Source organism: Oleiphilus messinensis, from assembly GCF_002162375.1.
GTDB classification, from domain to species: Bacteria; Pseudomonadota; Gammaproteobacteria; order Pseudomonadales; family Oleiphilaceae; genus Oleiphilus; species Oleiphilus messinensis.
In genome coordinates this window covers 1,636,689-1,649,615 of record NZ_CP021425.1, presented here as the reverse complement: position 1 = coordinate 1,649,615, position 12,927 = coordinate 1,636,689, and the positions used below count along the sequence as shown (strand labels likewise).

Sequence of the window (12,927 nt, the reverse complement as noted above, 5' to 3'; positions counted from 1 at the left end):
ATACAACAATTTTGTTAACCATTGTTGAAAGTATCGCAAAGTGCCCCTTTTGGGATCGAGGGAACAATAAATACCGCTCAAAACTGTTTTGCTGCTCACCGGTAACTGAACTACAGTAAATCCTTAAGCGATTTGTTATGTAACAGTGGCGCCAGTGCTTCGTCTTTTTCGATGTCATCACGATAACTATCAGCCATCTGTACCGCTTTTTCAAGAAATCGAACCGCTTCGTCATAATTTTTCATCGCGGTATAGGCACAGGCAAGTTGATAGAACGCATGGCCATTATCGGGATCAATTGCCAGCGCCTGATGACAAAGGTTTGCGGCCCATTGAGGTTCACCCAGCTCAAGTACCGCATCGGCTTTGTATGTCAATGCTTCACAATCATCGGGTCTGAGACTTAGAATTTGGTCATACACTGGAATTTTATGATTGGCCTGGCCCTCTTGTGCTGCGCGTAACCAAAGGGACTGAACCTCTTTCGTCAGTTCAATTTCTTCCCGGTTGGCTTCGATATGCCTTGTTTTCTGGTTCAATTGCTGCTCAATGGAGAACAATCGCTCTTCGTATTGATGAACAAGTTTGGAGATTTCTTCGTCTGCCAGTGTGTGCACCCGGTCTTTAATCTCGCGAATGGACGTCCAGCCTACCAAGACAAGAATTGAACTGGCGCCGGCAATCAGGTAGAAGAAATAGGTAACCGTGTCCGTTGCGTAGGTCACGCCCCGATCCACAGAATTCAGCTCACGATCCACGATTTGCTGAATCAACTCCGCTTTCTGGTTCGCCATTTCGCTACGGAGTTGCTTCAATTCATCAAGCACATAACGCTCTACAAACGGGTTGTATAACGGCTTTTCCAAGGACTCCACAGAAGCCGCAGCCGCACGCCTTTCCTTTTCCTCCAACTCCGCTGCCACAGACTCGGAGACCGCTGATGCTTTGCCCTGCTCTGTGGGCAGTGGTTCGCCGTCGGTTCGCGCGGATTCCTGTTGTTGCAAACTGGACTCCAATGGAACCGAAGTTTCGGCGAGACTACTGCTTGCACATATGACGAATAACAGCCCAACTATGAGGCTAGACATATTGCCCTGCCATGGTCGTGAACCTCCACCAAACAACGGTGCAAGCTCTTGATTGCTTCATCATAATTATCTTCACTCACCACAAACTGCATATCGACCTGACGCATTGATTGATGCAAAGCCAATACACTGATATTTTTATCCGCTAATGCGGATACAGTTTTAGCCAAAATACCGGGAATCTTCATGTCACTACCAATCGCTGAAACGATGGTAACTTTCTGCTGGCTGACCTCTGCCTCAGGAAACCGCTCTTCGAGCGTTCTCATGATACGTTTCACCGTTTTAAGGTTAGCAGAAATAAAATGAGTTATGGTGTTGGCATTGATGTCCTTAGATACAATATGACCTTTGAAGCGTTTGATGATGGCCATGATATCCGTATCACACTGAGCAATATCACCCGCCATGTTCTGGTCGAATACCTCAATGGCGTGAATGCCTTTACACCCGGCAATGATTTCAACACAGGGTTCATCACTGACATAATCACTGGTGATCAGAGTACCCGTGTGCTCTGGTTCAAAGGTGTTTTTCACTCGTAAAGGAATATTGCCCTTGCGCAACCCCTTCGCGGCTTTGGGGTGAATTGCCTCCATCCCCAGATTTGCAAGCTGGTCAGCAACATCATAATTGGTGCGTCCGATCGGTACTGCATTCGCCTCCCCCACGAGACGCGGATCGGCACTGCTCAAGTGAAACTCTTTATGGATAACAGCTTCTCGGGCACCGGTTAGAACCGCAATCCGACTAAAGGTCATCTCACTGTATCCGCGGTCAAATGTCGACATAAGTCCCCGATCACTGTGGGCATACCCTGTCGCTATGGGTAATACGCTGTCCAGATCCAGTTTACCAAATGCCATTTCAATTCGCTCATCCAGGGAAATGTGCTTGTTGGTATTCCACCCGGTCAAATCCACAAAACAGGCATTCACACCATCCCGTCGCAGCAGCGTTGCAGTGTTCCAGGCACTATGGGCTTCACCGATGCTAGCGAGCATTTCCCGAACGGTTGCCAAATGGGTATCCAGGGAAAAGTGGCCATGCTGACAAAGTCGTTGCAGATCAGAAAGACAACGCTGGGTATCCTCCAGACGCTCTAATATAAACCCGTTCGCCTCAGCAAGCTCAGCCTCGGTTTCAAACAAAGCGGCGTTAATCGTGAAAATTTTATCTTTGAGCGACTGCAATGCATCCAGCCAACTATCATCATTTACGCCATTCGCAAATAATGCATAGACGCCTGGTTGACCCGTTTTTTTGTGTTCAAGTAACTGATCAGTAATTCCACCATAAGCAGAAACCACAAACACCCGATTATACAGTGATTCTTTTTGTGCAGGCTTTAACACAATATTATCGCGCACCGCCACATAGTCACTCATGGAGGTTCCACCGATTTTCTCGACGCTGTGTTTGCCTTTAAAATCACCATGCCTGGAATTCGAATTAAGCGAATCCATTCCTGAAGATTGAGTCACAGAACCTGGACTGTCACTACTCATTTTTCCTCCCCGGTTATTGCTTCCGCTTCCAGTTCATATGCGCCTTCAGCATTATGCACCTCTTTGCCGTGCAGCGGCGGATTGAATACACACGCCATTTTCATTTCTTTGAAAGCACGTAAAATGTGCTTGTCGTGCTTGTCGAGAATATAAACGGTACCCGCTTTAATTGGATACTTCTTGCCATCAGCAAGGGTTTCCACCTCACCTTCTCCAGACATGCAGTACACGGACTCAAGATGATTCTGATAGTGCATCTGAAAATCTGCACCTTCATAGATTGTCGTAATATGGAACGAAAATCCCATATTGTCGTCTTTTAGCAACAACCGGGTACTTTCCCAATTGCCTTCTGGTGAAACAATACGACGATTGGATTGATTTGCTTCTTCCAAAGTTCTTACGATCATATTCGTTCTCAAATTTCCTTACAATTGATAGAAACAGCGCCTCAGCGCGTACCATACCAGAAAGTATGGCCAGTTTTGTACAATACGCCTGGATTAGAGGGGCTGGGTCAGTGTTGCGTACCATATATCCTGTAACGCAACACCTGAATTGAATGACTGACGCATTCATACTAAGCGTCACGGGAAACCGGTTTACTGATCTCGTCGCACCGCCCCATGAATCACTGTCAGCGCTTACTTAGCTCGCGAGGCGGGTCGGCTCAAAATAATCTTTCTCTTCTGGAATGGAATCCTCTTTGGCGCACACTTCCTTAATCGCCTGTTCCACTATATCGATGCCTTTTTTCAGGTTTTCATCACTGATGATAAGCGGACATAGGAATTTGACAACGTGATCATCTGCACCGCTCGTTTCAATAATCAACCCCTGCTGAAATGCCTTGCGTGTAATCTTAGCGGCCAACTCGCCATTCACACAGTTGATGCCCTGAAACATTCCACGCCCACGAGTCGTAAAATTGCCTTCTCCATAAGCATCGATAATCGCATCCAATCGTTTGGAAACATAAGCGCCCTTCCGTTGGATTTCTTGCGCGAACTTGTCATCACTCCAATAGTGATCGATTGCCGCTTTGGCGGTAACAAACGCAAAATTGTTTCCACGGAATGTACCGTTGTGCTCACCCGGCTTCCACAAGTCTAATTCAGGTTTGAATAGAACAACCGCAAATGGCAGACCATATCCGCCAAGGGATTTGGATAACGTCACAATATCCGGATTAATACCCGCCTGTTCAAAACTGAAATAAGTACCCGTTCGGCCACACCCCGCCTGTATATCGTCGACAATCAACAACACTTCGTGTTTACGACAGACTTTTTCAAGATTACGCAACCATTCAAAACTCGCGGCATTGATGCCGCCTTCACCCTGCACGGTTTCTACAATCACAGCGGCGGGCTTGTCGATTCCGCTACTGGAGTCCGACAACACTTTGTCCAGATACGCGGTTGTATCAATATCTTCACCCAAATAACCATCAAAAGGCATCCGGCTGGTTCCACTCAAGCTCACCCCGGCAGCGCCACGGTGGTGCGAGTTACCTGTTGCAGATAATGCCCCCAGACTTACACCATGGAAGCCGTTGGTGAATGAGATTACATTCTCACGACCGGTTACATTTCGAGCCAGTTTTAATGCAGCTTCAACGGCGTTGGTTCCGGTAGGACCGGTAAACTGAACCACATACTCCATACCACGAGGTTTCAGGATTTTTTCATTGAATGCCTCAAGGAATTCACCCTTTGCCTGAGTATGAAGATCCAGACCGTGGGTAATCCCGTCATTATGGATATATTCCAGCAACTTTTCCTTAAACAACGGATTATTATGTCCGTAGTTCAAAGTTCCCGCCCCCGCCAGGAAGTCTAAATATTCATTGCCTTCTTGATCGTATAAAAATTCACCTACGGCTTTATTAAATACCCGAGGGAAGGATCGTGCATAGCTTTGAACTTCGGATTCGATTTCATCGAAAATTTTCATTTTTTCTCCTGTTGTCCGCGGGTCGGACTGTTTTTTAAACTTTACTTCGAGCAACTTTGAAACGATCTAAATCAGACACATTGAATGTGATTCAATCTCGCGTACCGAAAGAGAATGGGCCAATGCGAACCAGCATTTCCGAATCGTGATCACCAGCGAAATGCTGATCCCGATCAAAATAAACTGATGAGTTCAATTCCGCCCCCAACCGTCGCGCAATACTTTCAAACAAGCGCCAGGATGCCTGATTAGACTCTGTGATGGTGGTATTCAGATAACGCACATCCGAACAAGCTGAACGTAGCAATATTTGTTCAATCATGCGGCCCGCAAGACCCTGACCGCGAGCCTGCTCACCAACAGCAACCTGCCATATGAACAAGGTTTCACTTTGATTCGGAATAAGGTAGCCGGAGATAAAGCCGACCAGGACATCATCGCTAACTGCCGCAACGGATGTATCTGAAAAGTGACTGCATTGCAGCAAATTGCAATACATCGAATTAGGATCCAGGGGAGGGCAAAGACTGACCAGCCTATGAACTTGAGCACCATCGAGGGCGCTTGGTGGCCGGAATGTGATATTCGAACAATCGTTTATGGAATCATCCATATTTATATACACTTCTATTATTTACACTTCTATTTAATTTAGACAACCACTAATGTGCATTTACGCACCAACAAAATACAACCTAGTATATATTACTCATTTTTCAATCATATATGCCCGTATCCCATGATAAAATCGTACTCTAAGAGCGCAAAAAGATACTTGTTTATTCAATTTTATTTAGTGCTCTAAATATAGTACACTAAATATATCGATTGTCTAGCACCATTACGTAAACGAAAATTAGAACTGTAAACAAAATAACAATTTGGATATTAAGAACCGTACGAATGGCTCACACACTTGTTGAAAATAAATGCATCAGCTTCACATTAGGAACTGAAACCTACGCACATCCAGTCTCATCCATTAAGGAAATACTCAGGTATACAGCCCCTAACCCGATTCCCGGCGCAACATACGAGGTAGAGGGAGTACTGAGTGTACGGGGTGAAGCCATCACGGTTCTCTCGGGTCGCAGACTACTTAAGATTAATGATGAAACGGCTAACGATTCCTGGTGCATCGTATCGCTGACTACCCCGTCTGGACTGTTTGGAATTGTGGTGGATGAAGTAAATGAAATGATCGATCTGGATCAGACACAACTGGAAACCCGGGAGCAAGGGAACGAGTTCATTAAAGGAACCATCCGAAATTCCGACCAGCTCGTGATCCTTGTGGATTTCTCAACATATTGCCAAAAGATTGCAGAATATGGATAAAACTATCGGCTTGGCGGGCAACACAGTTTATAATTCCTCTAAACGTGAATGGGAGAGGAACACACTGTTGGACCGTATAGAAGAAGTCCTGATTGCTCTTAGACGAGTGATACGGGCGACAGACTTACATTCTAAATACTTGGCGAAAACCACTGGCCTCACTGCACCACAAATTTTGTTACTGCAGGCCATTCGTGATAAGGGCCAGGGTACCATTGGGGAACTTGCCCAGGATGTCAATCTGAGTCAGGCAACCGTTACGACGATTCTGGATCGCCTGGAAAAACGTGAACTGGTTTACCGGGTCCGGTCTCAGGCCGACAAACGCAAAGTGCACGCCTGCCTCACAGAAGAAGGCATGGAAATGCTCAAACAGGCTCCGATCCCCCTGCAGGATCACCTGACCCGGCATTTCAATGACTTACAGGACTGGGAACAAACCATGATTATTTCATCGCTGCAGCGTGTCGCCTGCATGATGGATGCGCAACACATTGATGCTTCTCCGGTCCTCGATGTTGGCACACTGGATCGTCAATCAACACCCATTGACAAGCCCGATGCCTATAGTGAGGAAAAAGCGGAAAAACGCAACTAACTCACGAATAGCAAAGTGATGCTCTGAGGTCTACACTGAGTAAAAACGTACGGATTATCATTGCCGGGTAAGGATAATGACAGGAATTTCCGTTGACCAATCTCAGTTACTGGCCAACCTCAAGCGCATCACTGTTTACTATCAGCTAACCTTCTCTCTGGTGATCATTGCACTGCTCACCTGCACACTCTATGTCGACTACTTAAACAATCGAAATCATGTACAGCAAATACGTGCTGATGTGCTCAAAACACTCAGCATCGTGCGCGCCCAGCTGGAAGGTGATATCAACGCCAATGTCCAGGCGGTGCAAGGCTTGGTTGCGGCAATTCACGCCGAACCCGGAATGAACCAGGAGCGCTTTCAAAAATTCGCCAAGCCACTATTCGACAATAAAAACCAACTCCGTAGCCTCGCCGCCGCACCCGATTTGATTATATCGATGATATACCCCTATGAGGGTAACGAAAATGCTATCGGCCTGGATTTCACGAAGAACAAACTACAAAAGGAAGCGGCACTACGAGCCAGGGATAGTCGAAATTTAGTATTGACCGGCCCGGTCAAGCTGATCCAGGGAGGACAAGGCTTTATCGGGCGATTCCCGGTATATCTGCAGAATGCGCAAAACCAGAATGAGTCTTTCTGGGGGCTTGTTTCGGCAGTCATTGATGTCGAGTTACTGTACAAGTCCAGCGGCATATCCGACACCGCGCTCTCAGTCGCAATTACCAGTATCGAGCCCGACGCCCCGCAACGTGTTTTTTTTGGCAATCCAGACGTATGGAACCACACCCCCATCACCCTACCCATCAAATTTCCCGGTAGCACCTGGGTACTGGCGGCTATCCCCGAGAAAGGCTGGCCCGAACTCGCAGATAACGCCGGTGAATTGAGGCTGTTACTGTTCCTGTTCAGTCTTGCAGTGCTGCTCCCCTTTTTAAAGCTGTTACAGGTCACCAGACAAAACAACGATAATGAAATCAGACTCCAGGGCCTGTTTGATCTGTCACCGGTAGGTATCGCGCTGAATGATTACGATACAGGTGCGTTTGTTGAAATTAACGATGCCGTGTTACAACCTACGGGATACACCAAAGACGAGTTCTCGAAACTCAGTTACTGGGACATAACCCCCAGAAAGTACGAATCAGCAGAGGCCCTCCAAATTGACTCGTTGCAGCAAACCGGTGCCTATGGCCCCTATGAGAAAGAATACATTCGCAAGGATGGCACACATTACCCGGTTCTACTGCGCGGGATTTTGATACAGGATAGCTCGGGAAGGAAGTATATTTGGTCAATAATCGAGGATATTTCCGAATCAAAAGCCACGGAGCGCAGCCTGATTCAATCCAAGGAAATGGCGGAAAGCGCAGCTAAAGCCAAAAGTGAATTTCTTGCTACGATGAGCCACGAAATCAGAACACCAATGAATGGCGTTATCGGCATGCTGACCCTGCTGGAAAAATCACAACTGGGAGCGGATCAATCACGTCAAGTACAGGTCGCAAAATCCAGCGCGGAATCATTGCTTACACTGATAAACGATATTTTGGATTTCTCCAAGGTTGACGCAGGAAAGCTGGAATTTGAAGCCATTAATTTTGACCTTCAAGCACTCCTTGGCGAAGTGGTTGAAGCAATGCGCTTCTTTGCCAACAAGAAAAATCTCGCTCTGATTCTTGATCTGACGGATCTTTCTCACTCAGAGGTGAACGGTGACCCGGGACGACTGCGTCAGATCGTGAATAATCTGATGGGAAATGCTATTAAATTTACTGAATCAGGCAGCGTAACCTTGCGCGGTACGATCGATAAGCATTACCGGTTTACAGGAAAAGTCATTGATACTGGCATCGGTATCGACAAAGCACAACAAGACACATTATTTGAAGCCTTCACTCAAGTCGATGCCAGCACCACCCGAAAATATGGCGGAACCGGTCTGGGGCTCGCAATTTGCAAACGTCTGTGCGATCTCATGGACGGCACTGTTTCTGTGGAAAGCTATGTAAATGGAGGCAGCACATTCACGTTTTCTGTGCAACTCAAACCACCATCGAAACCTGAAGAACAACATCGAAACCCGCAGATTGACACTGATGACAAGCCGCAACTCGCTGTGGCCGCTTTTCACAATGGAAAAAATAATGGAGATTCTGCGCCTGTAGAGCGTCCTTCGGATGCAAGCGAATCACACGCCATCCTCATCGTGGAAGACAACCCATTCAATCAGGAGGTCGCCAGCATGTTACTTGAAGAAATCGGGTACAAAACAGAAATCGCCAACAATGGCTTTGAAGCACTGGGCTTGCTCAAGGAAAACAGTTACAGTCTGATCTTGATGGATTGCCAAATGCCGGTTCTGGATGGCTATCAAACAACGTCCAAAATTCGCGCTGGAGAAGCGGGCGAAAATCACAGAAAAGACCTCATTATCGCCATGACTGCAAATGCAATGCGCGGCGACGCAGAAAAATGTATCGCTGCGGGTATGGACGATTATCTGAGCAAACCCATTGATATCAAATTATTGGATTCAACGCTGCAAAAATGGCTGCACAAGAACTAACACAAGCGACTTCTCTGCTCTTTACGAGCCTAAGAGAAAGCATGACAACCTACGCACCCTGTTCCAATGCGTGCTGGTCAGCACTGCAACCCGCGCTAACCCTCAAACAACTGAAACGTCAGGCACTGCTCCTGGAAGCTGGAACCATACCGACTTCATTCGCATACGTCTGCAAAGGGTTATTAAGAGCCTACATTACTGATTCCGAGGGAAACGAATACTCTAAAAACTTTTTCTCTGAAGGGAGTTACCCGGGATCCATGATTGCACTGCTGACTCAATCAGCCTCCAAATTCGCAATTGAAGCACTTGAACCCGTTGAACTCATCGAAATAAATTTCAAACGATACCGAGAACTCTTGAACTCAAATCATGAGCTGGCAAAATTTCACATTGCCTATTTGGAAAAGCACTGGATTCTGGAAAAAGAACCAAGAGAGGTCGCGTTTGTGCAACAATCCGCGTCAGAACGTTATAGTGAATTTCTCGCGAATCACCCCGAGCTTGCCCACCGAATCCCTCAATATCACATCGCATCTCACTTGGGCATAACCCCCACCCAACTCAGCAGGATTCGTAAAATTCGTCAAACTGAAGCTTAATCTCAACGCTATTCGGTCACCGCAGTCTGATCAACCTATGTAAATGAGCACCAATAGAGATATCTCTATACTGGTGGCAAAACAGAATGATGAGACTTCCATGCTTCAACTTGCACTTTTAGCCATATTCGCGGGAGCGGCCATTGCCGCGCAAGCAGCGATGAATTCCCAACTGGGGCAACTTCTCAAAAACGCCTTGCTCGCGTCCAGCATCGCATTCAGCAGCAGTGTCATTTTTTCATTGCTGGCACTATTGACCTTCTTTCGTCACTTTCCAGATTGGCCCAGCATCAAAGCGGTACCGGTGTATTTGTGGTTTTCCGGCGGGGTTTTGAGCGCGTTTGCAATTGCGACGTTCTACTGGTTAATTCCGAAGATGGGCGTCGGATCTGTAATGTCCTTTGCCTTGACCGGACAGCTTCTGTTTGCCGTGCTGGTTAGTCACTTCGGTTGGTTCCAACTTCCAGTTGCGCCACTGAATATCACCAAGATGATCGGCATCGCAGCACTAATAACCGGTATCATACTGCTCAATCTGCCGGGGGACAGGATACGCTAAGGGAAATCCAGCCCCCAATTGCACGGGGCAGGATTCCAGGACGCAAATATACAGAACGGCTTATTTTGCGACCGGGGCATCCAGCCGCCCAAAACGCTCCATCAGACCCGGGACAAACCGCTTGCCATAATAAAGCGCCCAGGCTTCCGGCGAAACAGGCACAACCGATTTACGCTTGACCACTGCAGCAAGAATGGCCTCGGCAACTTTCTCGGGTGGATAGTTGCGGCGTTCATAAAGCGCCATAGCTTTCTCGCGGGCTTTATTACCTGCACTCATTGCCCCTTCAAACACCGTATTGGAAACAATGGAAGTATTGATTAATCCGGGACAGATTGTCGCAACATGGATACCATAGTCACTCATTTCCGCACGCAGGGATTCGGTAAACCCGAATACCGCAAACTTCGATGCTGCATAAATGGGCATTTCCTTTGCTGCGGCAAAGGCTGCAGCCGAGGCAATATTAACTATCGAGCCTTGATTGCCGTGTGCCACCATTTGCGATGCAAAAAAATGACAACCATGGACAACACCAAGAACATTTACATCAAGCACTTTTTCCCAGGTATCCAGACTGGTTTCCAGGAATCGGCCAGCAGAACCGATACCGGCATTATTAATCAACACATCTAGCGCAGAGTGCCGCTCGTGAACCTTATCAGCCAGTTCAGCCATTGCTTCACGGGAACTGACATCACAGGTATAAGCCTCATGAGAGCCTCCTGCTGATTCAATCAGGCTTCCGGTTTCTGCCATACCCGGCAAGGTCAAATCGACCATCACGATGTGAGCCTTCTGGCGCGCAAACGCCACAGCAGTTTCACGTCCAATGCCACTACCGGCACCAGTGATCAAGACCACTTTGCCTGCCATTGCGGGCTGACGACTAAATATGCCCATTACGCAGCCCTCGACTTTTGAGTGCCCTGAACACGCTCAACGAATTCACGCACATACTGATTAAAATCATCTTTATGGCTGTGATGCGCCCAGTGTTTGCCATCAATCACCCGGCGCGTCAACTGAGGCACATACTCATCATAAAACTCGAACAACTGATCCGAAATAAAACTATCGCCAGTTGGAATGAGCAACTGCACAGGCATTTGGATACCACCCTTTGCCGGTAATGGTGGAGGATCCAGAGGATTCTGTCGATACAGGTTCACTGGATTCAGAAATACACTTTTGATGTCCGCCGAGCTTTGTTGCAAATACGCATCATCTGGATCAACACCATTACGGGTCAATGCCGTCTTCCAGATTACCGGCCCTAATGATTTAAACAGCATTTCCGGAATAACAGGTAAATTGAACAGGTAGACGTACCAGGAGAATATGCCCTGCTTCAGCGCACTTGCCACCTTTTTAGGCTTACCTGACAACAAACTACGACGCACCCAATCCAGCATAAGCCCTAAATGAGGGCCTGACATACTGGTATAGGACAAGATACGCCGGGCATAGTATCGCTCAGTGATAAATGACCAACCAATAACGGACCCCCAATCATGACCGATTAGATGCACTTGACCGTCTTTGCCAACAACCGCATTGATGACGGCTTCAATATCCGCCAGCATATTGTTCATCTTGTAGGCGTTTCGGCGTGCAGACCATGTCGAGCCCCCAACACCCCGCATGTCAAAGGTTACAACCTGATAGTGCTTTTGTAATGCCTCAACCTGATGATCCCAGGTTTTATGGCAATCTGGAAAACCATGCAGGAACAACAATGTTGGCTTTTTTGCACTGCCATAAACCTGAACACTTAACTCAACATCATAGCTCTTAACGAGTAACTCTTTCATAACTACCCTCTTAAGCTGCGATTGTTTTTGGCGGAGCCGGACGAATGTTTTTCACATGGGGAACATTATCATCCAGCCAATACGCCGTGCTGTCGGTGATCACCAGAATTTCTTCCCATTTCGCACCAACCTGACCATCCTGACTTGCAAGGTGTGGCTCAATAGCCCAGGTTCCAGCAATCGGTGTATGATCGGACTCTTTCAGATCATTCCAGAGCGGTGAAGATTGTCTCAACAGACCCTGCACAACACCAGGCACTAGCCATTGGAGCTGACGGGCGCTAAAGCCAAACAACGACAGATTGTCATAGAACGAGGTGTGGGTCTTGGTTACACGGTGACCCAAAACCCGACGCGGATAAACCTGGTGGGCATTGCGGAAATCGTTGTCAGCAATAATCTGATCCACACCATGGTATATTTCCAGGAACGTGTTCTCAGCTAAAACGGCTTCCAGAATGTAACTACGGATATCCAGCAAAACACGACGCATTTTTTCCAATACAGGGTTAGGTTCGCCAAATGACAGTGCATAACCGATATCTGCCGTGTAACCCGCCACTGTTGGCGCGACATCCAAAATCACCGGCATGCCTTTTTCCAGCTTGCGGTTGGTCGGGAAGAAGTGAAAATCGGACCAGAATCCAGTAAATGCGGTCCGCTCACCAAACCAGGCGAATGGCTTGTGCAGGTAACTATCTACGCCGCGCTCATCCAGATACGCCTTGATCAGGGCTGCCGCTTCCTTTTCGGTCATACCTACTTCGAGTTGCTGTTCAACCGCCTCTACACTCTCGTATGCAAGACGCTGAACATCTTTGAATCGTTCCAGTTCACCCGATGTGAAATCTGCTATTTTTTGCATTTTTATATACTCTTGAATCGGTCA

Annotated in this window: 13 protein-coding genes; 5 read left to right on the top strand and 8 right to left on the bottom strand. The window is 47.3% G+C overall.

Going from position 1 to position 12,927, the window contains the following annotated elements; all coding sequences use genetic code 11:
* Positions 1–110: 110 nt before the first annotated feature.
* From OLMES_RS07170 to ectA, 5 genes are all read right to left on the bottom strand, one after another.
* The gene (locus OLMES_RS07170) at positions 111–1,088 is read right to left on the bottom strand and encodes a TPR end-of-group domain-containing protein (RefSeq protein WP_087464375.1); all 978 of its coding nucleotides are present in this window, start codon (positions 1,086–1,088) and stop codon (positions 111–113) included.
* Entirely contained in the window at positions 1,073–2,554 is a 1,482-nt protein-coding gene (locus tag OLMES_RS07165; RefSeq protein ID WP_087464374.1) for an aspartate kinase, read from the bottom strand. Before OLMES_RS07165 ends, OLMES_RS07170 begins: the two co-directional genes overlap by 16 nt.
* 38 nt (positions 2,555–2,592) lie before the next feature.
* Positions 2,593–3,006, bottom strand: coding sequence for an ectoine synthase (locus tag OLMES_RS07160; protein WP_087460629.1), 414 nt, complete (start codon positions 3,004–3,006; stop codon positions 2,593–2,595).
* A gap of 238 nt (positions 3,007–3,244) precedes the next feature.
* Positions 3,245–4,552 (bottom strand): diaminobutyrate--2-oxoglutarate transaminase, encoded by a 1,308-nt coding sequence (gene ectB / locus OLMES_RS07155; RefSeq protein ID WP_087460628.1) that lies wholly within the window; start codon positions 4,550–4,552, stop codon positions 3,245–3,247.
* Positions 4,553–4,643: 91 nt separating this feature from the next.
* Positions 4,644–5,165, bottom strand: a complete 522-nt coding sequence (gene ectA, locus OLMES_RS07150) for a diaminobutyrate acetyltransferase (protein ID WP_087460627.1) — start codon at positions 5,163–5,165, stop codon at positions 4,644–4,646.
* Positions 5,166–5,455: 290 nt separating this feature from the next.
* Between ectA and OLMES_RS07145 the strand changes: the two genes are divergently transcribed.
* The 5 genes from OLMES_RS07145 (at position 5,456) to OLMES_RS07125 (ending at position 10,224) form a co-directional block, all read left to right on the top strand.
* The gene (locus tag OLMES_RS07145) at positions 5,456–5,890 is read left to right on the top strand and encodes a chemotaxis protein CheW (RefSeq protein WP_087460626.1); all 435 of its coding nucleotides are present in this window, start codon (positions 5,456–5,458) and stop codon (positions 5,888–5,890) included.
* The gene (locus OLMES_RS07140; protein ID WP_087460625.1) at positions 5,883–6,488 is read left to right on the top strand and encodes a MarR family winged helix-turn-helix transcriptional regulator; all 606 of its coding nucleotides are present in this window, start codon (positions 5,883–5,885) and stop codon (positions 6,486–6,488) included. Before OLMES_RS07145 ends, OLMES_RS07140 begins: the two co-directional genes overlap by 8 nt.
* Positions 6,489–6,564: 76 nt before the next feature.
* On the top strand, positions 6,565–9,063 hold the full coding sequence (locus tag OLMES_RS07135; RefSeq protein WP_087460624.1) for an ATP-binding protein: 2,499 nt from the start codon (positions 6,565–6,567) through the stop codon (positions 9,061–9,063).
* Positions 9,064–9,104: 41 nt separating this feature from the next.
* Positions 9,105–9,665, top strand: a complete 561-nt coding sequence (locus OLMES_RS07130; protein ID WP_087460623.1) for a Crp/Fnr family transcriptional regulator — start codon at positions 9,105–9,107, stop codon at positions 9,663–9,665.
* A gap of 43 nt (positions 9,666–9,708) precedes the next feature.
* Positions 9,709–10,224, top strand: coding sequence for a DMT family transporter (locus OLMES_RS07125; protein WP_232465286.1), 516 nt, complete (start codon positions 9,709–9,711; stop codon positions 10,222–10,224).
* A 60-nt stretch (positions 10,225–10,284) separates the two neighbouring features.
* Here OLMES_RS07125 and OLMES_RS07120 read toward each other — a convergent pair whose 3' ends face one another.
* Genes OLMES_RS07120 through OLMES_RS07110 form a run of 3 tightly spaced genes read right to left on the bottom strand, consistent with a single transcriptional unit; the run spans position 10,285 to position 12,903 of the window.
* Positions 10,285–11,127: an SDR family NAD(P)-dependent oxidoreductase gene (locus OLMES_RS07120; protein WP_087460621.1), complete on the bottom strand. Its 843-nt coding sequence runs from the start codon at positions 11,125–11,127 to the stop codon at positions 10,285–10,287.
* A complete protein-coding gene (locus OLMES_RS07115; RefSeq protein ID WP_087460620.1) occupies positions 11,127–12,038 on the bottom strand; it encodes an alpha/beta fold hydrolase in 912 nt (303 codons plus the stop codon). Before OLMES_RS07115 ends, OLMES_RS07120 begins: the two co-directional genes overlap by 1 nt.
* Before the next feature lie 10 nt (positions 12,039–12,048).
* The gene (locus OLMES_RS07110; protein ID WP_087460619.1) at positions 12,049–12,903 is read right to left on the bottom strand and encodes a M24 family metallopeptidase; all 855 of its coding nucleotides are present in this window, start codon (positions 12,901–12,903) and stop codon (positions 12,049–12,051) included.
* Between the last annotated feature and the right edge of the window lie 24 nt (positions 12,904–12,927).

What these genes read in the sequence shown, in the direction of transcription:
- OLMES_RS07170 (WP_087464375.1), bottom strand. Translation starts at nt 1,088, where the DNA reads ATGTCTAGCCTCATAGTTGGGCTGTTATTCGTCATATGTGCAAGCAGT.
- OLMES_RS07125 (WP_232465286.1), top strand. Translation starts at nt 9,709, where the DNA reads ATGAGCACCAATAGAGATATCTCTATACTGGTGGCAAAACAGAATGAT.
- OLMES_RS07135 (WP_087460624.1), top strand. Translation starts at nt 6,565, where the DNA reads ATGACAGGAATTTCCGTTGACCAATCTCAGTTACTGGCCAACCTCAAG.
- OLMES_RS07160 (WP_087460629.1), bottom strand. Translation starts at nt 3,006, where the DNA reads ATGATCGTAAGAACTTTGGAAGAAGCAAATCAATCCAATCGTCGTATT.
- OLMES_RS07165 (WP_087464374.1), bottom strand. Translation starts at nt 2,554, where the DNA reads ATGGATTCGCTTAATTCGAATTCCAGGCATGGTGATTTTAAAGGCAAA.
- OLMES_RS07130 (WP_087460623.1), top strand. Translation starts at nt 9,105, where the DNA reads ATGACAACCTACGCACCCTGTTCCAATGCGTGCTGGTCAGCACTGCAA.
- ectA (WP_087460627.1), bottom strand. Translation starts at nt 5,165, where the DNA reads ATGGATGATTCCATAAACGATTGTTCGAATATCACATTCCGGCCACCA.
- OLMES_RS07115 (WP_087460620.1), bottom strand. Translation starts at nt 12,038, where the DNA reads ATGAAAGAGTTACTCGTTAAGAGCTATGATGTTGAGTTAAGTGTTCAG.
- OLMES_RS07145 (WP_087460626.1), top strand. Translation starts at nt 5,456, where the DNA reads ATGGCTCACACACTTGTTGAAAATAAATGCATCAGCTTCACATTAGGA.
- ectB (WP_087460628.1), bottom strand. Translation starts at nt 4,552, where the DNA reads ATGAAAATTTTCGATGAAATCGAATCCGAAGTTCAAAGCTATGCACGA.
- OLMES_RS07140 (WP_087460625.1), top strand. Translation starts at nt 5,883, where the DNA reads ATGGATAAAACTATCGGCTTGGCGGGCAACACAGTTTATAATTCCTCT.
- OLMES_RS07120 (WP_087460621.1), bottom strand. Translation starts at nt 11,127, where the DNA reads ATGGGCATATTTAGTCGTCAGCCCGCAATGGCAGGCAAAGTGGTCTTG.
- OLMES_RS07110 (WP_087460619.1), bottom strand. Translation starts at nt 12,903, where the DNA reads ATGCAAAAAATAGCAGATTTCACATCGGGTGAACTGGAACGATTCAAA.